Here is a 25,439-nt window from a genome sequence, read left to right on the forward strand (position 1 = left end):
TTGTACGTCCGAAAGAACGCACTGCGCTCTAATATTTCTCAAATCATGATAAGCCACTATAGAATAACTGATATGCCGCCAGTACGCTCAACTGTTCAGCTTGGAATAAGCGCTATAACGCATTGGCAATCGTGCGGTATACTAAAGGCATCTCACCAAACTGTATGGCATTGTCTAGCAAGCGGTTCGCAAAACCCCACTCATTGTCATACCAGGCATGTACGGTGGCGTGTTTGCCATCGTCGATCACTTTGGTGAGTGTCGTATCGAAGATCGCCGAAGCAGGATTGTGGATGAAGTCGCTTGAAACCAGTGGAAGATCGTTAAGGGTGAGTATCCCTTGGAGAGGTCCTTCGCTGGCAACAGAACGCATCAGAGCGTTGATTTCCTCGACAGAAGTTTCGCGTCCGCAGGCGAAGCTTACAATCAGAAGGCATACGTCCATGGTTGGAACACGAATAGAAAATCCATCTAGCCGACGCTCCAGCTCGGGCAGAACCAGACCGATAGCTGATGCCGCGCCTGTCTTTGTTGGAATGATCGACGCCATTGCAGAGCGGGCGCGGCGCGGATCGGAATGATAGACGTCGGTCAAAACCTGATCGTTAGTCACAGCATGAACCGTGGTCATGTTTCCAGCAACGATACCGATCGCATCGTTCAACGGCTTTGCAACCGCGGCGAGACAGTTGGTTGTACATGATCCAATAGCGATGACACGATGCTCTGCTCTTAAAGCATCATCGTTGACGCCATGAACGATGGTAGCGTCAATATCGCGACCCGCCGGCGCCGAGATTATTACCCGCTTCGCACCGGCAGCGAGGTGAGCCGACGCGGCAGCACGGTTTGCGAACAATCCCGTACATTCAAGAACGACGTCTATATTCAACTCACCCCACGGAAGTTTTGCCGGATCACGCTCCGCCAGAACTTTTATCGAATCTCCGTTGACGACAAGCGCCCCGTCAGAAACAGAGATTTCGCCCGGGAATTTGCCGTGGGTCGTGTCGAACTGACTCAAATGCGCATTGATTTCAGCACTTGCAAGATCGTTAATAGCGATAATTTCGATCGCCTCACGCTTACTCCCTTCATAAAGCGCCCGAAGTGCATTTCTCCCGATCCGGCCATAGCCATTAATCGCAATTCTCAGAACCATCATGCGTCCTTTCATAAGTTTGCGGCACACTACGGTTGGCCGAACATTCGAGAAATGACAATCTTCCCTCAAATTCAGACGCGTGTGTCCGCCGGATTACAAAAGCTATGAATTGGCCGGGTTCTGGCACCCGACGATCACGACGTTGTGCCTAATTCTGAGGGAATAATGGCTTTTACCAAACCGGTCCAACCGTGGGATAATTCGGGAAAGTCTTTCGGTCTTCCATTCAATTGAATACCTCTATCGACCGGTATCTTTAAGAGGTGATCTCATCTCGACAGCACATACGACTGAGTAAACTCAATGAGATCAGCAGCGTTACCCCCTGACCGCCAGACCGGGTGAATGGGGTGAGTTGCCGTAGCAGTAGGAACAACATGACATGAATAAATTTATTTCTCGAACCGGTTATTTCATCGGTCTATGGCTGGTCGGCGTCGCCGCAGTATCCATTGTTGGATTAATTATTCGCGCAATCCTGAACTGAGTTATCGCGCATCACAACCATCGGTTTATATCATTACTCGACATCTGCAAACGGTACGTCCTTTGCGCGTTCCCGTGTGACACTTTCAATTAATCGCAAAATATAGGAAGGGTGTCAGGAAACCGGCAACGGTCCACCGCAAAGCCGGTTTCCACTTGCCCGCACAGTGAAGTAAGTGGATCAACTCACATTCTTCCATTCCGACGTGATCTAGAGAGCCGAAGTCACGTCTACAAACCGAACACCTTTTTCTGGCCATCCCAACCGGTGTTTCTCAGAAACTGCTCCCAGTTCAGGGTGTCTGGATTGTTCTTTCGGCTCCACTCAATGTCGCGGTCCGAACGAAAGTATCCATATTGAACTGCATACTCGACCATTTCCATTGTCTCGTGGACAAAGTCCTGGCTGAATTGCGGAAAATTCGTTCGAAAATCCTCTGACGTATGAGCCGGGATATATGCTGCCTTTTGTCCGCTGACACGACTGAACGTAGCTACCATTTCGGCAGGGGAAATAATGTCTCCGATCACTGGCAGAGTTTGACCGGCGTATGTGGAGGGATGATCGAATATCTCGAGAACCGCAGGACCGGTCGCTGTCAGCGGGTCGACAAAGGGAGTTGGAAAATATTCTGGCAAATAGATTGGAAACACCAATGTATCACCGTCCAGACGCGGCGGATAATATTCAAGAAGATTAGTGTAGAAAAATGCAAGCTCAATAAACGAACTTGTGACTGGCAGACCCCGAATATAGGCCTCGACGCGCGCCTTCTCCGTGAAATGGCGGGCGAGAATTTTCCCTTGAGTAATCGTGTGTACGTCTTCCAGCGAGCTGAATACGATGTGCTTGACGCCTGCCTCGGTTGCTGCATCAACCAATTCCTTGCCGATCTCGAATTCAGTTGTTTCGGGTGGCACCACACCCGGCGTCAGCAGGAATGCACCATTGGCGCCCAGAAAGGCTTTGGTGAATTCATCCTTCCTCCCCCCCGCAAGGGGGACGGCGACTAGTTCTGCACCTGCGTTAGCCAATTTGACAGCCTCAGGTGAGTCAGTTCGTCTCGTCAGTGCGCGGACACGATAACGACCGCTTTGAAGAAGCGAGTGGGAAACGCTCCTGCCTTGCTTGCTCAGGCTTCCCGCAATCACAATCAGAGGTCTTGTCTCATTTGACATGCAAACTTCCTTTCCAAATTGAGCGGAGTACATCGATTGGTGACCACCGCGCTTGCAAATTGGCTTGCCGAGCAGTATTTGTGAAATCGATTAAGTTGTGAGTTCCAATCCATACAATGGATATCAAGCGCGTCGATCTTAACTTGCTTGTGAGCCTGGAAGCCTTGCTCATAGAGCGAAACGTCACCAAGGCAGCAGCTCGTTTGCATTTGAGCCAGCCAGCACTAAGCGCGCAATTAAATCGTCTGCGCGACGTGTTCGAAGATCAGTTGCTGATCCCCGCGCATCGGGGAATGATCCCAACAGCCAAGGCTTTGGATCTGATCGGCCCGCTCCGAATGGCAATGGAGCAACTTAGAGGAACGCTTCGTAATCATGCGGATTTCTCGCCCGAAACTGCGGCCTTGACCATTTCGATTGCTTGTACAGACTACATTGAAGCGGTCGTTGTTACACCGCTCATACTAGCGTTACAGGAGAAAGCGCCAGCGGTGCGCGTTGCAGTGCATCGGCTCAACCCGGCAAGACTTAATCAGCGATTGGCTGACGGCGAAGTAGATATGGCGATCGCGACGCCCGAAAATGAGCATGCTCAAATTCATACCCAGCACCTGTTTGAGGAAACTTACACTCTCATTGGACGAAAGGGACATCCGCGTATAGCCGAGGGGGTAACCGCAGAGGGGTTCTCAGATTTAGCGCAGATTATAGTCTCGCCCTCGGGCGGCGGCTTTTCAACACCAATCGATACGGCCTTGGATTCCTTCGGGCGCCAACGTAAAATCGTGGCCTCCGCTGCCTCCTTCCTCGTAGTTCCAGAGATCGTCGCGAAGAGTGATCTTGTCGCTTTAGTCCCGCGGCGCTTGCTGCGGGGCAAAATGCCTCCGCTTGATGCAATAGATGTCCCTTGGCTATTCGAACGCTTCCAAATCGAGCTTATATGGCACGAACGTACCCATGGACATCCTGCTCATCGCTGGATTCGTCAACTCGTGTTCGAATTGGTGACCAAGTGATGTAAGAAATCCATCCCACTATTCACCAACACCCTCAAAATGCCTAGCGCCAAGCTGAACATCACGCCGTTGTCATGGAATGGTTTAATGAAATGCGAAAATGAGGCCGCCATCTGGTGGCAGCCCCATCCGGGCAAGCTTGCAAGTTGAAGTGAGTATACCCTGGCGCTTGCTGCGCAGACATAAGTTCAGATGCGAAACTGCTATAGGAGTACAGAGGGCAAACCCCATGGTTGAGGATCACGTACTTTATCATGTGCTCATTGCCCATGAAATAAGTCGGTCGAAGGATCGTGGTATTGAAGTTCATCTGTTTAAGCATCCTCTCGGCCCCTGACTTAACTGCAAAGTGTGACATACTCACAACCCGATCGGCAGCAAATACCGAAAGATAAACGATCCGGTCGATGCGGGATTTACGAGCGATGTTTAGCGTTATGATCGCCTGGTTAAATTCCATCACCTGTAATCGCATTGAGCATAGGTCCACCAGATCAACATGACTGGCATATGCATAGCCGGAAAATTGCTGAACGCCGTCGGATGGAATGGAAAAACCTTACCGGATATGGGAAACGCACCGGAGTAGAAAATGCCATCGGCGGCTATAAATCTACTAGGTTGTGTCCCCATAAACGGGGTTCATATTCATAATGGTATGTGATCCAATCTCTGTAAAAGGAGATTGCCATGCGCCGTCACGAATTGAGCGACGAAGAATGGCGGTCATCGCGCCACTTCTGCCGACCAACACCCGTGGGATTGAACGCGTCGATGTTCGTCGAGTGATAAACCGCATCCTTTGGCGGATTCGGACCGGTTCATCGTGGCGGGATTTGCCCGAACGATACGGCCCGCGCACAACGCTATACGATCGGTTCTCCCGCTGGCGTAAAGCAGGTGTCTGGGATCGCCTTCTTGACGCGGTTTCAAAGCGTTACACGGAGATATCGTGATGATCGATTCATCCTGCGTTCGCGTTCACCAGCATGGTGCCAATGCTAAGAAGGGGGCCTGCCGATCCTTGCGTGGGACGTTCGCGTGTTGGCCTGACGACGAAAATCCATGCTCTCTTTGATGCAGATGGCCGACCGGTTAAGCTGGAACTCACGGCAGGTCAGGCTGCGGATGCGCCTATGGCTGAAAAGCTGCCCAGTGATCTGCAGCCCGGCACAACGATCCTGGCCGATAAGGCATATGATACCGACGCAATTCGCAACTTCGCCATGCAACGCAAATGCTGGGCGAACATTCCTGCAAAAGCCAATCGCAACCAGACCTTCAGCTTTAGCCGTTGGGTCTATCGTCAGCGTAATCTCGTCGAGCGGTTCTTCAATCGTATCAAACAGATGCGCGGCTTGGCCACTCGATATGATCGACGCGCTGACAACTACCTTGTCGAGCTCAAGCTCGCTGCGACAAGGATATGGATTGCATCAGCTAATGGGGGTCCGCTTCCTAGTGCAACATCGCTGCGATCACGCAAATTTGCCAAATAAGACAACTGAAATTAAGATCGGATGCAGCGCCGGTAATCGCATGCTACGAACACCAAGCTCGAAATCCGTCCGTATGAAAGTTGAAACCGCACAATCAAACATTTGAAACTCGCCCCCCGCTTATTCCGGTCCATGCAATAATGCCGCTCTCGACAGCGATTTCTGCGAAGCCCTAAAGAAGCAGTCTCAGCCCCAATCCTGATGTCAGATGATTATCTCGGCCTTCCATTGAACTATCAACGAGATTTGCATGATACGACGCCTATGCGCCAGGTACGCGGTGTTGATCCTACCGCAGAAATAACGTCTTTCGACTTACGAGATCAATCGACCCGCGCCGATCGTTTGCCTTTGTGTTTCGGATCAAATACTATGATGGCAGCCCCTGTGAGCACCACCAAAACCATTCCCGCGATCGCCAATGCATCTGGTACGGTACGGAAAAAGAGAGCACCGGCGAATATCGCCCAGAGGGCTACCAGGTAGTACAGAGGAGCAACGACAGCTATCGGACCTGATTTATAGGCACTGAAGAGCAGATAATGGCCGCCGAACAAAAAGAATCCCGAGCCGGACAGAAGACTGACCTGTTTTAGGCTTGGCACGACGGTGCGTTCGATTATCAGATGCATTGCCGCAGTACCGATCAAGACGATAATGCTAGCGCCGAGTGCGACGACGAGCCCTGCGATTCTAACCGGGACCATCCGGCCCACGATATCGCGGACGCCACCTAGAAATGCAGTGCCAATTGCGAGAAGCGCGTATGACGACAAGCCCTCGCCTGTCGGGTGGGCGATCATGACAGCTCCAGTAAAACCAAGCAAAATGCATACCATGGGAGCGGCACCTAGTCGCTCTTTGAATGCAATTCTCGCCCCCAAGAGGACGACAAGCGGTGTTATCTGGAGTATCGCAATTACATTCGCGATTGGCAGGTTCACCAGCGCATCAATGTAACAAATTACTGCGGCCAGCTCCAAGGCGTTACGCGTCAGAACCCACCTATCAATGAGGCCAGGTATCGCGCGCACCTGCCCTGTTACAAAGACCAGCAGCACCCCACACGCAGTTGCGAATACGCCTCGTAAAGCCAGGGTCTCATATAAGGGAAGTCCCGCGGTGGCAAGCTTCATCGTCGTGTCGCTTGCGACGTAACAACCAGTTGCGCCGACCATAGCTAACGGGCCGGCGTAAAATCTATCTAATGCGGACAAACTTTCACCTGTCGTTTTCTTCGACCGCATTTGCAGCCAACTGATCCTCGGCGCGATGGCACTTTATCGATATCGCGGGCTTCGGGAGAAAGAACTATGTCCGCGCGGCCCATGATCACCAAGGAGCTGACCAATCTCTCCTGGAGCGACTTTTGGTTTTTTCCATGCATCACCGATCGAGAGGAGAGGACCGGGTACCTTTTGAACGCACCGCGGGCTGCCATCGACAATCACTCCGTTCTCAGTGTACGGGATCAACAGGAGCGATCTCTACACCTGCCGCCTCGATGGTTTCTCCCGCTGCTAGGCACAAGTCCTCACGGAAGCGGGCTGCCACCAACTGGACGCCGACTGGAATACGACCCACGAAGCCCGTTGTCATACTCAAGGCCGGCAAGCCCATGAATGGAATTCCTACCTGCGGCATCTGGGCATGCCAAACGCGCTCGAGCTCAGACTGGCTTTCTAGATCAAGATTGTCCTTGAAGGGCAGCTCACCCGATACAGGCATAAGAACGACGGTATATTTTTCTAGGAAAGCAAACCAAGTCCGAATTATCTCGTCACGACGTATCAAAGTCCCTGAAAGATCGAACGGATAGACCCTCTCCCGCATGCCAACCAGGCATGCGAGCGCACCTGGATCGCCCTCGCGCTCAGCAGCCTCCAACTGGGCTTCATAGCAATCGCCCAACCAAAGGCGTGCTTGCAGGGCGGCGGGCTCTCGCAGAGGAGGCGTATCGCGCACCTCCTCGACAATCCATCCCGCGCGACTGAGGTGATCCGCGGCTCTAAGTACCGCAGAGACCACTTCAGGCTTCGGATTAAGACCATCCGGGTCAACACTAAGCGCAACGCGTTTCGGACGCGCCGGGCCTTCGAGCGGCACAGGGGCATACCAGGGATCGTAAGGGCACGGCACCGACATCGCTTCCAGCCCCAGACGCAGGTCCGCGATTGTCCTTGCGAGAGGTCCGGAGACTGCCCCAATCTGGCCGCCGATCGTCCGACCGCCAAACGATGGATTGAAATGCGGCACCCGACCGAGACTAGGCCTTAGACCGTGCACGCCGCATGCATAAGCAGGGTATCGTATCGAACCCGCTATATCGCTGCCATGAGCAATTTGGCCAATCCCCGCGGCGACGGCGGCCCCTGCCCCTCCCGACGACCCACCAGGTGTGATGTCTGGATCGTGGGGATTCTTGGTGTCTCCGTGAAGAAGGTTCGTGCTAAACCACCGATAGGAAACTGCCGAACAGTTCGTACGGGCAAGCAGAATAGCGCCGCTCTTTCTCAGGTTGGCAATGGCGGGATTATCTGCTGGCGCGAGATTGCCCCGCTGAAGCCGCATGCCGTCGCTCGTGGCATAACCCTCCTGATCCGCGCCGATCTTCGTCGTCACCGGAACGCCCGCGAGAGTACCTAACTGGTCACCCCGAGCGATAGCGTCATCTATCGCCTCTGCCTGTTTCATTACGTCGTCAGGACGATGATCCACGACTGCGTTAATCATTGGGTTGACGGCATGAAGCCGGTCAAGGGCCGCTTCTGCGGACTCTTTCGCTGAAATTTGCTTCGTCTTGATCAGTTTGGCTAACTCAGTTGCCGACAAACGCCAAAGATCCTGCATGGGATACTCCGCTCAACTGGCTGGGATACGACGAGGCGCGTTGGATCGCTGACTTCCAGGCGCTCGGACTCACGTCCTTGCCCCGAACCGAACCCGATCAAAACTCGCAGAATCCGCAACGAATATTTAAAATGTCTCGAAATCCCGAGCTATCTTCGAATCGTGCTTCGGTATAACGCTCCTTAGAGCAATGTTGACATTGCCTGGCCTGGGCCAGACGATCGAAGACGAGCTGCCAGCGAGGCGGACTTTTTTAAAAACAGCGAGTGCTTCGCGTTCTTTGATTGGCCGAACACCATTCGCGACTATCAGCTCTGCAATGATCGACGAAGCCGGCGTTCCCAATTGCCGGCACCAAGATCGAGAGGCATTGTCGATCGTTGCGCGTTTTTCGCCGGGCGCATAGAACCTTATCTCGATCGTGGATCCGTACCAGACAAGGTCGCCGTCGACTCTCATCTTGGCTGGCCGATTGTGGAGGACAAGCATGCCGTCGACGGTCGGTTCGAAATCACCCCAGGTAGGAGGCGTTCGGACTTGCAGCGGCCCGTATGATAAGGTCCGCCAATCTCGCCTGAGCCGTTGTCGCAGCGCGCGCGACCCTTTACGCGCACTGCTGACCACGTATCCTGTGCCGTAAGCGACGAGCGCCACAGGCAACAGGGAAACTGCGACCACTTTAATCAGGGACGTGCGAATAGCTTACCTCCGCGCTTGGAAAGAACGTCGATGTATACAGCGAGCAGAAGGACGATACCACTCGTGATGTTTTGATAGGCAGTGGGAACGTTCAAGAGTGAAAGACCATTGCCCAAGCTCTGCATTAGCAGTGCACCCAACAGTACACCGGACACCTTGCCGGTTCCGCCGTAGAGGCTCGCCCCGCCGATAACCACAGCGGCAATGGCGTTCAGCTCTAGAAACAAACCTGACTCAGGTGGCGCGGACCCCAATCGGCCTACAAACATCAGAGTTGCGATGCCCGTCAAAACTCCGATCAGAATAAAGGAGGTCACCAAATGTTTGGTAATCGGAATGCCTGCGGACTTCGCGGCAGCACGATTACCACCGACCGCGTAGACATGACGGCCCCAGACCGTGTTGCTGAGCATCCACGAGAGGACACCGGCAGCTGTGAGCGTAATAAATACGGGCATCGGAAGACCGCGATAGGAAATCGTTGCCCAGGCAAGCAAGACGACGCTAGCGAAGCCAAGCATAACACGAACTATCACACTCCGCGGATGATCACTTTGCTTGATTGAGCGGAGCGGCCAGAGGGATACCAACGCTGCTATAGCGATGAACGCCCAAAGAGCAGGACCCGTTACGAAAGCGTCCCCGAAGAAGCGGATACTGTCCGAGATGCCGGAAATCGTTCTGCCGCCAGAGAGGGCGAGGGCCAAGCCGCGAAGCAACATAAGCGAGCCAAGGGTCGCCACGAAAGAAGGCAGGCCGAGTTTGGCGATCCAAGCGCCGTTCCAAAGGCCAACTGACACGCCCATTGCAAGCGCGGCACAGATCGTCACCCAAGGGGCGACCATACCACTTGCCTCGATCGTGGCAACGATCGTCACACAGAGACTCATGAATGAACCGACGGAAAGATCGATCTCGCCCTGAGCGATTACGACCAGCATACCAAGAGCGACAATGGCGGTGATCGCGGTCTGGCGCATCAAATTGCTGAGATTTCGATCGCTGACGAACACACCGTCGGTCAGCACGGAAAAGACCAGCCAGACAAGAGCGATGGCAACGAGCAAGCCAGCAGCCGAACGCAGGATCGATATGACGGAATTGGCACGGCTTGGGGTTGAGGCCTTCACCTCTGGAGCGGTGATTATAACCACGTCACCTTTCAGATTAGCTACATTCGTTTTCATTGCTGTTCCACCATTTTCTCAATTACAGTACCGCCGGCCAGAGCCAGAAGCTCATGACGGTTTGTGTCTCTAGTGTTCAGGAGCGTGACGATCTTGCCGTCGCGCAGCACAAGAATGCGGTCCGAGAGCTCCAAAGCCTCGTCCTCTTCCATCGTGGCGTAAAGCACGGCCGTCCCGGCTGCTGCGACGTTCCTGATAAGGCGATATACATCCTGTTTCGCGCCAAGATCGATGCCACGTGTTGGCTCGTCCAGAAGAACGAGCCGCGGCTCGTTGATCAGCGCTCTCGCGAGCAATACTTTCTGCTGGTTGCCGCCGCTTAGATTACTAATCGGCTGGTCCGGACCCTGCGTGCGAATTGCGAGGTCGCGGATAAATGACCGACAGAGTTCCTTTGACTGCTCGTGATTGACGATTGAACCTTTGCGGGGAGTTCCCTTGTGCCATCCAAGCATCATGTTTTCGACAACGGAAAGATGCGGGACCAGACCGTCTTTCTGGCGCTCCGCGGACACGTAGGCAACGCCCTGAGAAATCGAGTCACGTGGATTCCGTGGCCTCAAATCGCTCCCTGCGAGCTCCACAGATCCGCTCGTGAGCTCCGGCATCAAGCCGTAGAGAGATTCGACAAACTCCGTTTTACCTGCGCCAAGAGGGCCATAAACCGCAATGATTTCTCCTCCGTGGACGTCGAGGCTAATCGGACCGACATCGCGCGGTGATTCCAATGCGCGCGCGCGGTGCCAATCGCGGAGCCGAACGGCAGCTTTCCCCTGGATAGCACGGCCATTCTCGTTGACACGCTCGGATTCTGCCAATGCACCACCGAGCATCGCCCGAACGATGGCCCCCTGATCGAGTTCTGAACGAGCGGCCTCAAGCGCTACGCGACCGTCCCGTAGTATTACGACGCGATCACACACTTTAAGGATCTCGTCCGTACGATGGGATATAAAGATTATACCCGCGCCCTGTGATGCGAGTTCGCGCATCCGGTCCAGGAGAAGACCGATCTCGTCAGCGCCTAGCGCCGAAGTCGATTCGTCGAACACAAATACGCGGCTGCCGCTGGCGATCGCGCGAGCAATCTCAACTTGCTCCATCAGCGCGACGCCACCCTGCCCCGCGAGCGGTCGCCTGGTGTCAATGTCGAGACCCAGCCTCCGCATGGCGGCATCGGCTCTGGAATAAAGCTCTTTCCAGTCGATAACGCCAAATCGAGACGGCTCGATCGTGAGCATTACGTTTTCGCCAATCGTGAGATGAGGTACGACTGCGCCTTCCTGGTGAACGAGCGCCACGCCCGCCGAGTGCGCGTCACGCGCATCCGCAAAAGCCGCCAGCTTGCCGTCACAAGTGACGGTGCCGCGATAAGCGCCGCAAGGTATTTCTCCCACGATGACTTTCGCGAGAGTGCTTTTGCCCGCGCCGTTGGCACCCATCAATCCGACGACCTCACCGGCGGCGACATTAAAGCTGACATTATTCAAAGCACGGGTGGCACCGAACTCGACGGTGATGCCGTCAAGTTTTAACAACTCGGCGGCACCCTGCTTGCTGGAGGAGGCAAGCGCTACAGACATTTCCACCACTCCCGCTCCTACTCGACCTTCAGGCCAATATCTTCCGGTTTCAACCAGTCAGTGACTTTCAGGAACTCGGGCAGTGTCTCGCGGTTGACGACACGCGACTGAATTCGCATGCCGGGGATTTTCTTTCCGCCGACGTCTATTGTGTCATTGCTCTGAGGCTTCTGCCCTTTGATGAGTGCGTCCGCTGCTTCTGCTGCCACGCGACCCATTTGAATCAGATCCGTCCAGGCGCTCATGGCCATGTCGCCCTTGACGATCGAGCGAGCGCCTTCAGGCCAAACGTCTTCACCACAGATCCAGACTTTTCCGTTGAGCCCCTCTTCAGTCAGCGCCTTGAGAGCTCCAAGCGCGAGGCCTTCCTCATTCGCAACGACAGCCTGGATGTCGTTATTGTTCTTGGTGAGAGCGTCTTCCATCTGCTTGAGAGCCGACTCGGGACGCCAGTTGTCATGCCACTGGTGAGAAACAATTTTGATTTCGCCAGAATCGATATAGGGTTTAAGAATACGAAGCGCACCTTCGGTCTTCTGACGGGCCACGTCGATGCCTTCCGGGCCGCTGATGACCACCCAGTTGCCTTTCCTGGCTTCCTTGAGAGCTTGTTTAGCCTGAAGTTCACCCACCAGGTAATTGTCGCGGCCAGCCCAATAATCGATGGCGGCGGACGGTATGACGTAGTTGTAGGAGATAATGGGGATATCCGGCGAGTCGTTCTTTACACGCTCGACGATTTTGGCACCGGACTCCACGTTGACCGGGATGATGATAAGAGCCTGAATACCCTGCGAGAGCATCGCGTCGATCTGCGAATCTTGCGTGGCGACGTCTTCGTTTGCGCCCTGGATAATGTAACGCAGCCCAAGTTCTTTTGCGCGCATCTCAAAGTAATGGCGATCGTGCGGCCAACGGAAAGCGTCGAAGCTTGGAAAGCTGAACCCGACCAGGGGGCCATCTGCCGCACGGACGGAAAGCGCGCCGGCTCCCAACGTAGCCGTGGCAGCACCATACGCCGCCGCCGTCTTCATAAAGCCACGACGAGAAATGCGGCCCTCGGCCAGCATTTTAGCTAGTGAAAATAAATCACTCATGAAAACCTCCGGAGATAAACCTGCTGACTAGCGGCGAACCGTTCGCGGTCTTCTTCCCTAATCAGTCGTTCCCATCAGTCTGTCTTTGCAGCTGATTTATATAGAACATCCCATCTAAAAAAAATTGTCAAGGATCAGGGCGCGATTTTAGTGCGTATTTAGAGTACAATCCCGTAAGTTCATTTTTTGTGCGAGGCACAAAACGCTACGAACAGGTTTAAAGAGACGGGTTGGTGAGAGGGAGCCTTAGCCGGGCTCGACCATGCTCCGTTGCGTTGACTTCCCAGTTAATCGCCGTGTGTCGCGAAGCAACCGCGATATCGCGGTAGTAGCTTGCAATCATATTGGTCGCGTACGCGCCCCGCGCACCAATCAAATCCCAGACGACCTCCGACGCCCGCCTTGCCAGCTGGCCTGCATAGGCGGAATTTGATCGATAATTGGAACGCTCTACAGCCGAGTAGCTGAAGTCGGCGGCCGCGAATTCCATGATCTCGCGGCAGTCTGCTCGAATAAGCATCTCAGCCGCCTGGAGGGAAGCAGACACCTCGCCTACCCGCATCTGATGGGTTGGATAACTTGCGGTATCTTCACTTGTTCGCAGGGCCTTCCGGCCTCTTGATTGCAGGAGAAAGTTCTCAAACATCGCTTCGGCCATCCCAATAAGACAGGCCGCCGGCAAAATCCCGCTGATCATGTGGAGAGGAGGTCGATAAACCGCGCCCCGATTTACGGTCTTTCCCGGGAAGTCGCCTCCTTTCATGTTTTGGATTGGAAGGCTGAGATGTTCGGGAATGAAGAGATCTTCTACTTTTACGTCATGGCTGCCGGAACCATGGAGACCGATTGGGTCCCAGGTATCCAGAATAGTCAGTGACGACGTAGGAACCAGGAAGTAACGCTCCTCGTCCGGGGCGGCTTCCTGCTCGACCATGCCTGAAAGAATGCACCAGTCCGAAGGCTCAACACCGCTGACAAAAGGCCATTGACCCTTCAGTTCGTATCCACCATCGACGCGGCGCCCCTTCCCTAGCCTTGGCACCAAAATGCCGCTGACAAGACATGTCGGGTCCTCCCATACCTCTCTTTGCGCTTCGATCGGCCACCGAGCAATCATGTAATTATGGAACAAGTACTGGGCGAGACACCACGCCGTCGATGGGCAACCGCTTGCAACAGGAATCAGTATGTCGACGAGATTTTCGAGAGGTGCTTCCGCGCCGCCAAAGCTCCCTGGCTGGAGCAGACGTGCGATCCCCGTGCGACGCAAGTCCTGGCTCGTTTCGGAAGGTAATGAGCGAAGCTTTTCAGTCTCTTCCGCACGCTCTCTCAAAACTGGAATCAGATTACGAGCCGCGTTTATCAAGGCCTGACTGTAGACGCGTTTACCCCTGAAGTCGTCCGGATAGATTATTGTCAACTACGCATACTCCTTGAGAAACAACCCCTAGCGCGAGCCTGGGCAGGCGACCCTTTTCACTCGCCGCTCACCAAGAGAGGTCTCGAGGAGACTGACTCACCTAGAGAGATGCCAAGGTCCTGACCGAGAAGGTCGAGAAGGATCCGCCGCGATCTCTCCGCAGGCATGTCTTGAGGATCTGCCACCATATGAGTGCACAATCCGATTGAAGCGCTGATGAATTTCACCGCGATGTCTTCGGGAGTGCGGACCGGGCGGAAATGCCTCTCAACCACCCCCGCCTCAACGAGCCGTACAATGACCTCCGCGTAAAGCCTGTGAACTTTCTGAACCTCGGTCTGCAAAACCCGGTCGAATGGCATCCGCCCGAACAAACTCAGCCAAAATCGCCACTCCGGCATACCGGGTGGCGATGGCTGGCTAACGAAATCCACGAGCGCCGTGAGCCGCTCCACGGCGTCGCCGCGACGATGCTCGAACTTGGTCAGAGCCTTCACAAACTGCAGCGTCGCGTCATTGATCGCATCAAGCGTGAGTGCCCGCTTGTTGCTAAAATAGTGAGTGACGACACCCGACGAGATACCAGCGACATCGCTGACCTCCCGGATTGTCAAGTCTCGCCAGCCATTCGTAGACAAGATGTGGATAACGGCATCCATCACCTGGCGCCGGCGGATCGCCTCCATCCCTAACTTCGGCATTGCAAACTCCTGTTCGAACGTTTGATTTAGTTTATCAGCTACGTTTGAGCGCGGCAACCGCGCTCTTCGGCGGCTTCCGACGATCCATAATGGGGTTGCGCTAGTTTTTAATATAACATATGTTCCATAAAAATCAGATTAAATGGGAGCATGATACGTGACTATTCAAAGCGCACTGAAGAATGAAACGCGACCGCAGATCGAGCGTGCCGGGACCGCAGACGAGCTTATCAAGCGGGCGCAAGAACTCGCGCCTGCATTGCGCGAACGGGCTGCCGAGACGATCTCGCTGCGACAGCCCCCCGAGGCGACGCGCCTGGACGTCAAGCGCTCGGGTATCCATCGATTGTTTCAGCCTGCGCGTTTTGGCGGAGCTGACGCGCCGTTCCGGGCAGCTGTCGACGTCATGCGTCCTCTTGGTGAGGCTTGCGGCTCCTCGGCGTGGTCGATTGTCCAGAATATCTCGCATAACTCGATGATGTGCCGTTGGCCGGAGCAGGCGCAGGAGGACGTTTGGCTGGACGATCCCTCAGCCCTTCTTTCAGGGATTTTGATCCCAAACCTCGGCAAGGCGCGCCGCGTTGAGGGCGGGTACATACTTTCCGGTCGCTGGCCTTTCGTGAGCGGTGTAAGCCTCGCGGACTGGGCGATCTTCACCGCGTTTACTGAAGGCCCCAATGGCGAAGAAGAGGATCGCCACTTCCTCGTTCCCAAGAAGGATTATACGATCCTTGATACTTGGCACGCTGTTGGCCTGCGGGGATCTGCGAGCCATGATGTTACGCTGGAGGAAGTGTTTGTCCCGGAACACCGCACCACCACTGGTGAAACCATGCGCGCCCGCGCACCCCTGTTCGAAGGTGAGGCCATCAATATGCGCGCGCCTTTGTACTGCATGTTTGGTGTGTACATCGGAGGCACGGCGCTTGGGATCGCAGAAGGTGCTGTCAATATTTACCTCGATCAGGCCCGTACGCGGATTTCGCGTGTCTCCGGTAAGGCTGTCAGCGATTTCAGTACGCAACATGTAAAAGTTGCGGAAGCTCTGTCGTGTCTCCGGGCCGCCCGTCTCCTGATTTACGGTGCGTGTGAGCAGATGACGGAGATCCTCGAATCTGACCGGCTTCCTAGCGACGAAGAGCGTGCTCGCTGCCGTGCTGAGGCGACCTTTGCAGGCCAGCTTGCGACGCGCGCTGTCAACGTAGTTTGGGACGCTGCCGGCGGTGGTGCGATTTACGAACGCAACCCTCTGTCGCGTTACTTCACGGATATGAGCGCAGCAAACCGACACATTACCCAGAATTGGGATGTCAGTGCGATTTCGCACGGTCGAACGGCGCTGGGGCTGCCGCTGGATAACCCCACGCTTTAGTGGTTCGGCAGTCGTGCCGCTTTGCGGGCCTCACCACAAACACTTTCAGAAGGCTTCACCGCCATGACAACCACAGTTTTTACATCAACTGCAGCAAGCACTCCAGAACTCCTGCGCAATCAATATCTGGCAGCCATGAGCCGGGTACCGCTGAGCGTCGCGGTCGTCGTGGCGGGAGCCCCTGAGGAGCGTATTGCTCTAACGGTGGGCACCTTCATCTCTGTGTCGGCTGACCCACCCCTGGTGCTGGTTTCTGTTAAAGCCACCAGTCCCATCTGCAAGGCAGTATCCGCTCACAGCCGCTTTTCGATCAATATATTGTCGACTGAGCAGGTGGAACACTCCGAACGCTTTTCGGGCCGTCCGCGCACAGGACGTCCTTACGACCTCACCGCTGCCAGGTGGGCAGGGAAACCCGGAGAACTGCCTCGTTATCTCGAAGGTGTTGTCGCCGCCTTCGATTGCGAATTGGTTGAAACCCGTCCTATTGCGTCGCACGTCCTTCTCATAGGCAGCGTGGAAGAGATCGTCTCCGGTGAGGAGCAGCCGCTCGTATACTGGTCTCGGTCATACGGATCGCTCTCCCCCCTCAACAGCGCGGTCTAGACACCGATCGGCGCACTCCACCGCGACCTTTTAGAGCCGCCTGATACCCTCGCGAAGTGTCTCAGGCCAATCATTCATAAGGGGATATTCCATGAACGCTCCACCGCCTCTTGCGCTTACCTCTCTGCCCTTCGACGCCGCCCTTCTTGATCGACTCCTCGATGAAGCCGGCATAGACGTCCTGATCGTTACCTCTAAGCACAACATCCAGTATCTGCTAGGTGGCTACCGCTTCTTCTTTTTCGACTACATGGACGCCGTCGCGTTGAGCCGATATCTCCCCGTCCTTGTCTACCAAAAAGGCAAGCCCGAAAACAGCGCGTACTTCGGCGCCGCGCTGGAAAACTTTGAGAAGCTTCTCGGCAAGTTCTGGACGCCAGTTACGCAAACCGTCACGTGGACCAGCGTTGACGCAATGCAGCTCGCAGTCGACCACATCAGGAAGATCGGCGCATCATCTTCCACCATAGGCGTTGAAAAATCCTTCGTGCCAATGGACGGCGGCCAGCTGCTGTATGACAATGACTGTCGCGTTGTGGACGCGAATTTCGTCCTTGAACGGCTGCGGCTGGTCAAGACACCGGAAGAACTCGTATTTCTCAAGGAAGCCTCTGAGCGCGTCGTCGCGTCCATGAAGGCTACTTTCGACTACTGCGCGCCGGGGATGACCAAGAATGACCTCGTGGCAAAAATCCGTCGTGAGGAAGTCAACCGTGACCTGAAGTTTGAATATTGCTGGCCCACCGCGGGAGCGGATCTAAACAGGTCGCCCTCGAACCTGGTTTACAAGCAAGGCGATATATTGTCGCTGGATTCGGCAGGTAATTATCACGGCTACATCGGCGATTTGTGCCGCATGGGAATACTGGGCGAGCCAGATAGCGAGCTCGAGGATCTGCTCGGCCTCGTTTTGGAAATCCAGGATGTGGCCCGAAAGCCGATCCGAGCGGGAACGCGCGGCGGTGACATATTCACGGTGCCTGAGGCAATAATCGAAAAGTCTCCTCACAAGCCTTATATGGAGTTTCTGGCTCATGGAATGGGTTTGGTCAGCCATGAGGGCCCGCGCCTCACTGGGACCGGTCCCGTTCCTTACGACGGTTATGATGAACACCGCCCGCTGCAAGCCGGCATGGTGGTATCCATTGAAACAGCCATCAAGCATCCCACGCGAGGGTACATCAAGCTCGAAGATACTGTTGTCGTTACGGAAACAGGCTGGGAAGGCTTTGGCGACGACCATCGTGGCTGGAACAGAGCCAACGCTGCGGGCGCGAAGTAGCGGCAACCGGTGCGCGCTGGCGTTGTTGGACCAGTTTATATCTGAGGAAACAGACCGTGACAGTATCTATTGCTTCGACCGAAATCCTGAAAGTACCCGAAGACGTCATCGAAGGATTCCGCGGCGCGCCGACCTCGGTCATATCGGACAATCTTGGGCGGCTTCCTGGGTGTGTTGGATTAAGACCGTTCCACAAGGGGCGTTACATGATCGGCACCGCAGTCACCGTGAAGACCCGTCCCGGCGACAATCTCGCGATTTTGAGAGCGTTGGAAATGGTTGGCGCTGGTGATGTGGTCGTCGTAGACGGCGGAGGAGACGAGTCGCGTGCCTTGATCGGCGAGATCATAAAGACGATCGCCGAATTTCGCGGCGTTGAAGGCTTCGTCATAGATGGAGCGATCAGGGATGTGGCAGCATTCGGCTTGTCTGATTTTCCCTGCTACGCCCGTTCCGTTATCCACCGAGGACCGTATAAAAGCGGTCCGGGCGAGATCAACGTGCCTGTATCGGCTGGAGGATCTGTGATCTTGCCGGGCGATATTGTCGCCGGCGACGAAGACGGGGTTGTCTCATTCCCACTGTCGGTCGCAACGGACCTGCTGAAGGCGGTGAAGGCTCAGATGGTGCGCGAGGACGAGATGATCAAATCTATCCGCGAAGGCACCTATCAAGGCGCTTACGGGAAACCTTGAGCGAAAACAACAGGCAAAAGATTGGAGACAGGATGACCACACCTACCGTTGCGATATTCATGTCGAAAGCCGGCGTTGAAGAGGAGCTCGAAGCGCTGTTTCGTTCAGTTATTGCCACCACGTTGAAGGAGGAGGGTTGCATCAGCTATCAGCTAAACCGTGACCTTGACCAGCCCCGCCGCTTTGTATGGACAGAAGAATGGGAAAGCCGCGATCTTCTGGAGAAGCATGCGGCTAGCCCGCATATCCGGGCAATTCTTGAGAAAATCCCCGCACTCGTCGAAAGTGCTGAGGTATTTCCGCTGCGCAAGATTGACGGTGGTGCTGCTTAGAGCATTTTCGAGCCAAAAGTGCGAAGCGCCTACGCGGGGAAAACAGTCCACTGGACCGATTTCTGATCTTGGCTCTCGATGCGTAGGATAATACGTAAAAACAAATAGATAGAGCGGTCCCCAAAGGTTCCAATGACTCCGTTTTAACTGGAACTGCTCTAGACACTCGTTCTCTGACCGGATTGAGCCTGAGAACATGAAGCCCGGATCGCTAGCGACCCGGGCTTCATGACTTTTTGATGTACAAACGATAAGCACTTGAGGGAAGCTGGCTCGGCTCAATCGTAAACCCAGCCGGCAAATTCATCTTAGCGCTTCAGCCTGACGACCGTCTTGTGGGAGGGAGGTCGGTGCAGGTGCCTTCGGCGACCTCCGCCGCCATTCCGATTGTTTCTCCTAGGGTAGGATGCGGGTGGATCGTGCGGGCAATGTCAACTGCGCCCGCACCGAGTTCGATCGCCAAGCAAATCTCTCCGATCATGTCGCCGGCGTTGGGTCCGACAATTGCACCGCCGATAATCCTCCCGCTCTCCTTCGAGAAGATCAATTTCGTCATTCCGTGCTCTGCGCCGTTGGCAATAGCTCGCCCCGAGGCAGCCCAAGGAAAACGAGATACTTTCACCTCTTGGCCGCTCGCCTTGGCGGTGTCTTCAGTGACACCCACCCATGCTATTTCGGGATCCAGATAGGCTACCGACGGGATCACCATCGCCTCGAAAGCCGTTTTGTGCCCGGCTGCCGCCTCGGCCGCGACGTGGCCTTCATGTACCGCTTTGTGCGCGAGCATCGGCTGCCCAACAATATCCCCTATTGCAAAAATGTGAGGAACGTTCGTCCGCATTTGCTTATCTACACTGATGAAGCCTCTTTCGTGAGTGACACCGGCTGCTTCCAAGCCAATTTGATCACCGTTGGGGCGTCGGCCAGCTGCCTGAAGCACGAGATCATATGATGCTGCTTCCTGCGATCCCCCGAAGCTTGCCGTAAGGCCGCCATCTGAAGCATGCACGGCATCGAGCCTGGTTGAGGTCATTATGCGATCGAAACGGTGTGCATTCTTCTTCTGCCATACCGATACGAGGTCTCTATCTACGCCGGTCAGAATACCATCCAGCTGTTCCACCACGTCAATACGCGAAGAGCCCAGTGCGCTGTAAACCGTCGCCATCTCGAGACCAATGATCCCGCCTCCGATTACAAGCATCCGCTCAGGGAACGCATCCAGCTTGAGGGCTCCCGTCGAGTTGACGACGCGCGCATCTTCCGGAAGAAACGGCAGAGAAATCGGCGAGGAACCGGCTGCTATAATGCAGCTCCTGAAATCGACCCGTCGCAAATCGTTTCCGTCGGCGACCTCCAATTGGTGAGCGCCACCGAAACGAGCAGTCCCCGTGATACGCTCTACCTTGCGGATCTTGGCCATTTGAGCCAGTCCGTCGGTAAGTTTTTTGATAGTGGCGTTCTTGAAATTGCGAACTTTATCTAGGTTTATCAAAGGATCGGAGAATGAAACGCCGTGAGCTCCGATCCGATCCGCTTCCTCTTTGACCGCCGCAAGATGAAGCAGCGCCTTCGAGGGTATGCACCCTACGTTCAGGCAGACGCCGCCCAACGCATCATACCGCTCCACAAGGGCGACTTTAAGGCCCAGGTCAGCCGCGCGGAACGCCGCTGAGTAGCCACCCGGCCCGCCGCCAATAACGACCAGATCGTAGATCCCCTCCAACGGTGTATCAATCGTCGTCGCCACCGGGCTCGTCGCCTCCTCTTCCCCTCCATCTGCAGGCGACGGGTTTTCTTCTACCGAACTGGATGTCTCTAAAACCGCAAGCAGCGACCCTTTGCTTACTCTATCCCCGAGAGCGACCTTCACGCGTTTCAAGACGCCTGACGAAGGGGATGGAATGTCCATCGTGGCTTTGTCACTTTCGACTGACGCTATCGGTTGCTCGACCTCTACAAGGTCTCCATCCTTGACAAAGATTTCCGCAACCAGAACGTCTTTGAAGTCACCCAAATCGGGAACAAGAATCTCTACAGTGGTCATTGTGATACTTTCGAATTTGCGGCCGCGGGATTAAAGGAGGGCGCGTCGGAAGTCGCCCAGGAGGGAAGCCAGGTGGCCGAGGAAGCGGGCTGCGGCCACGCCATCGACAACCCTGTGGTCCCACGACAAGCTCATCGGCATGATCAGTCGGGGCTGGAATTCCTTGCCGTCCCATACGGCCTGTATCTGTGACCGGGCAGCTCCCAAGATAGCCACTTCCGGCGCGTTGATGATCGGAGTGAACCCCGTTCCACCGATGCCCCCGAGAGACGAAACAGAGAAGCACCCTCCCTCCATGTCGGATGGCAGGAGCTTGCCCTGCCTCGCCTTTTCCGACAGAGCGGACATCTCCGTCGCGATCTCGATCAAGCCTTTCTTGTCGCAGTCGCGTATCACCGGAACCATCAGTCCTTTGGGTGTATCGACCGCAAAGCCCACGTGGACGTACTGCTTCTGGATCAGTTGACTCCCCTCCAGCGAGGAATTGAACCGCGGATACGCTGCGAGCGTAAGAGCGGACGCCTTTAGCATGAACGCGACCAAAGTCAGCTTCACCGGAGGCTGACGTTTCTCTCCATTGACCGCGAGCCGGAAAGCCTCGAGGTCTGTCACGTCTGCATTATCAAAGTTTGTAACGTGCGGGATATTCAGCCAGTTGCGGTGCAGGTTGGCACCTGAAATCTGCTGGATGCGCGAGAGCGGCAGACGTTCGATTTCACCGTACTTCGAAAAGTCGAACGACGGCATCGGTGGTATTCCCGAAGTCGACGTGTCACGAGTGTTCCGCGCAGCCGACGGGGCGCCCCCTGTTAGCTGCGCCTTGACATACAGCTGGACGTCCCCGCGGAGGATGCGTCCGCTTGGACCCGTTGCTTTGACAGCGGACAGGTCGACGCCAAGCTGTCGGGCAAAAGCTCGAACGGAAGGAGTAGCATGGGAGTTCGTTGCGATGTCGGGAACTGTGGTGGCCGTGGTAGCCTTTTGCTGCTCAACTGGTATCGCAGCCGTGCGAGCGTCCGTATTTACAGTCGCAGCGGGTTCGGCCGTGGGCTCCGCTACGGACGATGATTGGGAAACGGGAGCGGGACTTGGAGCACGAGAAGGAGCAGACGCCGTCTCTGCGACTGCTTCGATGATGATTACCGGGACGCCCTTCGAGACTTTCTTTCCAACCTCAACAAGCAGCTCGACGACCTTTCCGGCCACGGGGGACGGTACCTCGATCGTCGCCTTGTCGGACTCGAGAACTATTAACGACTGGTCCGCCGTTACCGCGTCGCCGGGCTTAATCAGGACCTCCACGACGGGCACATCCTTGTAGTCGCCGATATCCGGCAGTTCGACTGTATATTGAACGCCCATGGGCGCATCCTCCCTAAATGATTGGAGTGAGCGCGCGTAACTGCGCCCATCGGCATGTCACCATTTCGCACCCCGTAGGCGCGAAGTGTGGAACATCAGCGCAACCACGGAGCGGGTTGCTCGCCATCGAGATTGTATTTCTTGATCGCGTCAGTAACCTTCTTCCGATCGATCCCGCCTTCTGCGGCGAGCGAGGACAGGGCGGCGACAACGATGTGCTGTCTGTCGACTTCGAAGAACGACCGCAGCGCCTGCCGAGTGTCACTCCGACCAAAGCCGTCAGTCCCCAGCGCCAGGAAACGCGCGGACACGTAAGATGCGATCAGCTGAGGATAAGCCCTTACATAATCGGTCGCCGCGACAATAGGAGCAGACCCCGCCAGTAGTGTCTCCACATGGCTTTTGCGCACAGGCGCCTCTGCATTGAAGATATTGTTTCGCTCACATTCACGCGCATCTCGCGCGAGCTCGCTGAAGCTTGTTGCACTGAAGACCTCGGCTTCGATGCCCCAATCCCTTTTCAAAAGGTCCGCGGCTGCGACGACCTCTGGAAGAATTGCGCCTGATCCGACCAACCTGACAGCGGCGGCATCCTTGGGGCCGCTCAGACGATACATGCCTTTGACTATGCCGTCTTCAACATCTTTTGGTATCGAAGGCTGCGCGTAACTCTCGTTCATGGCGGTGATGTAGTAGAATTCGTCCTCACCATCCTGCAACATCCTCCGTGCGCCGTGATCGAGTATCACCGCCATCTCGTAGGCGTAAGCTGGGTCATATGCGCGGCAGTTCGGAACCATAGCGGCCATCAAGTGGCTGTTGCCATCCTGATGCTGAAGTCCCTCGCCTCCAAGGGTTGTCTTGCCTGCAGTCGCACCGATCAGGAAACCGCGAGCTCGCTGATCGGCTGCTGCCCAGATAAGATCCCCAATACGCTGGAACCCAAACATGGAATAGTAGATGTAGAACGGCAGCATAGCCTTGCCGTGAACGCTGTATGACGTAGCCGCAGCGACCCACGACGAGATCGCCCCAGCCTCTGTGATGCCTTCCTCAAGCAATTGACCGTCGACGGACTCCTTGTAGAAGAGCATCGAACCAGCATCTTCGGGCTCGTAAAGCTGCCCAACTGGCGAATAGATGCCAACCTGCCTGAAGAGATTGTCCATCCCGAACGTACGCGCTTCGTCAGCGACGATGGGTACAATCCGGGGGCCCAGTTCCTTGCTCTTCAGCAGGTTGCTGAAGAGACGGACTGCTGCCACTGTTGTCGACATTTCCTTGTTGTCGGCTCGTACCGCGAAGTCCGCGTAAGTCGCGAAGGCGGGAACTTCCGTTCGCTCGACCGACTTCTGGCGCTTAGGCAAATATCCACCGAGCGACTCGCGACGGGCTCGCAGGTAGGCGAGCTCGGCCGAGTCCTCGGCAGGCTTGAAGAATTCTAGGTTTTCGACCTGTTGATTGGTAAGAGGGAGATTGAACTTATCCCGAAAGGCGATCAGCGCATCGATGTCCAACTTTTTCGCTTGATGAGCGGTCATCCGGGATTCTCCCGCTCCACCCATGCCGTAGCCTTTCTTCGTCTTTGCAAGGATCACCGTCGGGCGCCCCTTAGTCTCCTTGGCGGCTTTGAATGCCGCGTAGAGCTTGCGGAAGTCGTGGCCCCCGCGCCTCAGCTGGTCGATGTCTTTGTCTGACATATGTGCAACCAGCTTCCGCACCTCGGGGTCTTCGTCGAAGAAATTCGCAAGGTTATAAGCGCCGTCTTTCGCTCCCAACGTCTGATATTTACCGTCGACGGTCTCAGCAAAGCGCTTTAGAAGATTATGATTTTCGTCTCGGGCGAATATCGGATCCCATTCCGAACCCCAGAGAACCTTGATCACATTCCAGCCAGCGCCCTTAAAAAGGCTTTCCAGCTCTTGGATGATTTGCCCATTGCCGCGAACAGGGCCATCGAGGCGCTGCAGGTTGCAGTTGATGATAAAGGTCAAGTTATCCAGCTTTTCGCGGGCAGCGAGCGAGAGCGCGGCTATGGACTCGGGCTCATCCATTTCTCCATCGCCGAACACGCCCCAGACATGCTGTTTGTCGGTGTCATACAGCTTTCTGTCGCGGATGTAGCGCATGAAGCGAGCTTGATAGATGGCGCTGATCGGGCCGATACCCATCGAACCGGTGGGGAATTGCCAAAAATCGGGCATCAACCAGGGATGAGGATAGGAGCACAGGCCATCCCCCGTGATTTCCTGTCGATAGTGAGCCAGGTTCTCTTCGTTGAGACGACCTTCGAGGAACGCGCGTGCATAGACACCGGGAGCCGAGTGCGGCTGGAAGAATACGAGGTCGCCCCCGTGGGTTTGACTCTTTGCCTGGAAGAAGTGATTGAAGCCGATTTCGAAGATTTCCGCTGCGGAAGCGTAGCTTGCGACGTGACCGCCCAGCTCGCCGTAAGCTCGGTTGGCGCGAACGACCATCGCGAGCGCATTCCATCGAATGATCGACGTAATACGCTCCTCCATCGCTAGATCGCCTGGGAAGGGAGGCTGCTTGCTCAGCTCAATCGAGTTTCTGTACGGCGAATATGGGAGGCTTTCCTCCACGACACCAAGCTGCTTCGCTCGACGATCGAGTGCATCCAGCAAGTAACGCGCGCGACGCCCTCCTTCCACCTTGTTTACCGCTTCGAGCGACTGCAGCCAATCCAGCGTCTCTACAGGATCACTGTCCGTTGGGTTAGCTGCGCTTGCAATTGTTTGACCGGAAATCTCGTCCATGGTTTATTCCTCCTTATTTAGAACGCTTGTACCATAAAGACAGGAGTGGTTTATGCTGATTATGGACGTTGCGGCGGTGAAATC

Annotated in this window: 18 protein-coding genes and 2 pseudogenes; 8 read left to right on the forward strand and 12 right to left on the reverse strand. The window is 55.4% G+C overall.

The window, feature by feature from the left end; all coding sequences use genetic code 11:
- Nucleotides 1–112 precede the first annotated feature (112 nt).
- Together gap and WIX40_RS20455 are read right to left on the reverse strand one after the other, a co-directional pair.
- Nucleotides 113–1,162, reverse strand: a complete 1,050-nt coding sequence (gene gap / locus WIX40_RS20450) for a type I glyceraldehyde-3-phosphate dehydrogenase (protein WP_339442378.1) — start codon at nt 1,160–1,162, stop codon at nt 113–115.
- Nucleotides 1,163–1,882: 720 nt separating this feature from the next.
- On the reverse strand, nt 1,883–2,830 hold the full coding sequence (locus WIX40_RS20455; RefSeq protein WP_339441786.1) for an NmrA/HSCARG family protein: 948 nt from the start codon (nt 2,828–2,830) through the stop codon (nt 1,883–1,885).
- Nucleotides 2,831–2,946: 116 nt separating this feature from the next.
- Here WIX40_RS20455 and WIX40_RS20460 point away from each other — a divergent pair, with 116 nt between their 5' ends.
- The 3 genes and pseudogenes from WIX40_RS20460 to WIX40_RS20475 all read left to right on the forward strand — a co-directional run bounded on the left by WIX40_RS20460 (nt 2,947) and on the right by WIX40_RS20475 (nt 5,345).
- Nucleotides 2,947–3,846: a LysR family transcriptional regulator gene (locus tag WIX40_RS20460; RefSeq protein WP_339441788.1), complete on the forward strand. Its 900-nt coding sequence runs from the start codon at nt 2,947–2,949 to the stop codon at nt 3,844–3,846.
- 477 nt (nt 3,847–4,323) lie between these two features.
- A pseudogene (locus WIX40_RS23710) lies at nt 4,324–4,464 on the forward strand (IS5/IS1182 family transposase); the annotation flags it as partial.
- A gap of 66 nt (nt 4,465–4,530) precedes the next feature.
- Nucleotides 4,531–5,345: pseudogene (locus WIX40_RS20475) on the forward strand (IS5 family transposase).
- A gap of 323 nt (nt 5,346–5,668) precedes the next feature.
- On the opposite strand, the gene WIX40_RS20480 reads toward WIX40_RS20475, so the two are convergent.
- From WIX40_RS20480 to WIX40_RS20510, 7 genes are all read right to left on the reverse strand, one after another.
- Nucleotides 5,669–6,592, reverse strand: a complete 924-nt coding sequence (locus WIX40_RS20480) for a DMT family transporter (protein WP_339441791.1) — start codon at nt 6,590–6,592, stop codon at nt 5,669–5,671.
- Nucleotides 6,593–6,803: 211 nt separating this feature from the next.
- Nucleotides 6,804–8,195, reverse strand: coding sequence for an amidase family protein (locus tag WIX40_RS20485; RefSeq protein WP_339441792.1), 1,392 nt, complete (start codon nt 8,193–8,195; stop codon nt 6,804–6,806).
- A gap of 683 nt (nt 8,196–8,878) precedes the next feature.
- Entirely contained in the window at nt 8,879–10,081 is a 1,203-nt protein-coding gene (locus tag WIX40_RS20490; protein ID WP_339441794.1) for a sugar ABC transporter permease, read from the reverse strand.
- Nucleotides 10,078–11,664 carry a sugar ABC transporter ATP-binding protein gene (locus tag WIX40_RS20495; protein ID WP_339441796.1) on the reverse strand — a complete coding sequence of 529 codons (1,587 nt, stop codon included), beginning with the start codon at nt 11,662–11,664 and terminating at the stop codon, nt 10,078–10,080. The genes WIX40_RS20490 and WIX40_RS20495 overlap by 4 nt, the downstream gene beginning before the upstream one ends.
- 17 nt (nt 11,665–11,681) lie before the next feature.
- Complete coding sequence (locus WIX40_RS20500; RefSeq protein WP_339441798.1) at nt 11,682–12,761, reverse strand: sugar ABC transporter substrate-binding protein; 1,080 nt, start codon at nt 12,759–12,761, stop codon at nt 11,682–11,684.
- Nucleotides 12,762–12,978: 217 nt separating this feature from the next.
- Complete coding sequence (locus WIX40_RS20505) at nt 12,979–14,181, reverse strand: acyl-CoA dehydrogenase family protein (protein ID WP_339441800.1); 1,203 nt, start codon at nt 14,179–14,181, stop codon at nt 12,979–12,981.
- 56 nt (nt 14,182–14,237) lie between these two features.
- On the reverse strand, nt 14,238–14,882 hold the full coding sequence (locus WIX40_RS20510; protein ID WP_339441801.1) for a TetR/AcrR family transcriptional regulator: 645 nt from the start codon (nt 14,880–14,882) through the stop codon (nt 14,238–14,240).
- A gap of 157 nt (nt 14,883–15,039) precedes the next feature.
- Here WIX40_RS20510 and WIX40_RS20515 point away from each other — a divergent pair, with 157 nt between their 5' ends.
- From WIX40_RS20515 to WIX40_RS20535, 5 genes are all read left to right on the forward strand, one after another.
- A complete protein-coding gene (locus tag WIX40_RS20515; RefSeq protein WP_339441803.1) occupies nt 15,040–16,254 on the forward strand; it encodes an acyl-CoA dehydrogenase family protein in 1,215 nt (404 codons plus the stop codon).
- A gap of 63 nt (nt 16,255–16,317) precedes the next feature.
- Nucleotides 16,318–16,860, forward strand: coding sequence for a flavin reductase family protein (locus WIX40_RS20520; RefSeq protein ID WP_339441805.1), 543 nt, complete (start codon nt 16,318–16,320; stop codon nt 16,858–16,860).
- A 91-nt stretch (nt 16,861–16,951) separates the two neighbouring features.
- Nucleotides 16,952–18,142 carry a M24 family metallopeptidase gene (locus WIX40_RS20525; RefSeq protein WP_339441807.1) on the forward strand — a complete coding sequence of 397 codons (1,191 nt, stop codon included), beginning with the start codon at nt 16,952–16,954 and terminating at the stop codon, nt 18,140–18,142.
- A gap of 56 nt (nt 18,143–18,198) precedes the next feature.
- On the forward strand, nt 18,199–18,837 hold the full coding sequence (locus WIX40_RS20530) for an RraA family protein (protein ID WP_339441809.1): 639 nt from the start codon (nt 18,199–18,201) through the stop codon (nt 18,835–18,837).
- A 32-nt stretch (nt 18,838–18,869) separates the two neighbouring features.
- Complete coding sequence (locus WIX40_RS20535; RefSeq protein ID WP_182522663.1) at nt 18,870–19,169, forward strand: antibiotic biosynthesis monooxygenase; 300 nt, start codon at nt 18,870–18,872, stop codon at nt 19,167–19,169.
- A 316-nt stretch (nt 19,170–19,485) separates the two neighbouring features.
- Here the strand turns inward: WIX40_RS20535 and lpdA are convergent, their stop codons facing one another.
- The 3 genes from lpdA to mdeB form a co-directional block, all read right to left on the reverse strand.
- Complete coding sequence (lpdA, locus tag WIX40_RS20540; RefSeq protein WP_339441812.1) at nt 19,486–21,216, reverse strand: dihydrolipoyl dehydrogenase; 1,731 nt, start codon at nt 21,214–21,216, stop codon at nt 19,486–19,488.
- A 30-nt stretch (nt 21,217–21,246) separates the two neighbouring features.
- Nucleotides 21,247–22,578, reverse strand: a complete 1,332-nt coding sequence (gene aceF, locus WIX40_RS20545; protein ID WP_371834160.1) for a dihydrolipoyllysine-residue acetyltransferase — start codon at nt 22,576–22,578, stop codon at nt 21,247–21,249.
- A 95-nt stretch (nt 22,579–22,673) separates the two neighbouring features.
- The gene (gene mdeB / locus WIX40_RS20550; RefSeq protein WP_339441814.1) at nt 22,674–25,355 is read right to left on the reverse strand and encodes an alpha-ketoglutarate dehydrogenase; all 2,682 of its coding nucleotides are present in this window, start codon (nt 25,353–25,355) and stop codon (nt 22,674–22,676) included.
- Between the last annotated feature and the right edge of the window lie 84 nt (nt 25,356–25,439).

The organism is Ochrobactrum teleogrylli, assembly GCF_037482325.1.
Classification (GTDB): Bacteria; Pseudomonadota; Alphaproteobacteria; order Rhizobiales; family Rhizobiaceae; genus Brucella; species Brucella teleogrylli.

Coding starts and splice junctions, on each gene's coding strand:
- lpdA (WP_339441812.1), bottom strand. CDS start 21,216: ATGACCACTGTAGAGATTCTTGTTCCCGATTTGGGTGACTTCAAAGAC.
- WIX40_RS20525 (WP_339441807.1), top strand. CDS start 16,952: ATGAACGCTCCACCGCCTCTTGCGCTTACCTCTCTGCCCTTCGACGCC.
- WIX40_RS20490 (WP_339441794.1), bottom strand. CDS start 10,081: ATGAAAACGAATGTAGCTAATCTGAAAGGTGACGTGGTTATAATCACC.
- WIX40_RS20460 (WP_339441788.1), top strand. CDS start 2,947: ATGGATATCAAGCGCGTCGATCTTAACTTGCTTGTGAGCCTGGAAGCC.
- gap (WP_339442378.1), bottom strand. CDS start 1,162: ATGGTTCTGAGAATTGCGATTAATGGCTATGGCCGGATCGGGAGAAAT.
- WIX40_RS20480 (WP_339441791.1), bottom strand. CDS start 6,592: ATGCGGTCGAAGAAAACGACAGGTGAAAGTTTGTCCGCATTAGATAGA.
- WIX40_RS20510 (WP_339441801.1), bottom strand. CDS start 14,882: ATGCCGAAGTTAGGGATGGAGGCGATCCGCCGGCGCCAGGTGATGGAT.
- WIX40_RS20535 (WP_182522663.1), top strand. CDS start 18,870: ATGACCACACCTACCGTTGCGATATTCATGTCGAAAGCCGGCGTTGAA.
- WIX40_RS20485 (WP_339441792.1), bottom strand. CDS start 8,195: ATGCAGGATCTTTGGCGTTTGTCGGCAACTGAGTTAGCCAAACTGATC.
- aceF (WP_371834160.1), bottom strand. CDS start 22,578: ATGGGCGTTCAATATACAGTCGAACTGCCGGATATCGGCGACTACAAG.
- WIX40_RS20500 (WP_339441798.1), bottom strand. CDS start 12,761: ATGAGTGATTTATTTTCACTAGCTAAAATGCTGGCCGAGGGCCGCATT.
- WIX40_RS20455 (WP_339441786.1), bottom strand. CDS start 2,830: ATGTCAAATGAGACAAGACCTCTGATTGTGATTGCGGGAAGCCTGAGC.
- mdeB (WP_339441814.1), bottom strand. CDS start 25,355: ATGGACGAGATTTCCGGTCAAACAATTGCAAGCGCAGCTAACCCAACG.
- WIX40_RS20495 (WP_339441796.1), bottom strand. CDS start 11,664: ATGTCTGTAGCGCTTGCCTCCTCCAGCAAGCAGGGTGCCGCCGAGTTG.
- WIX40_RS20520 (WP_339441805.1), top strand. CDS start 16,318: ATGACAACCACAGTTTTTACATCAACTGCAGCAAGCACTCCAGAACTC.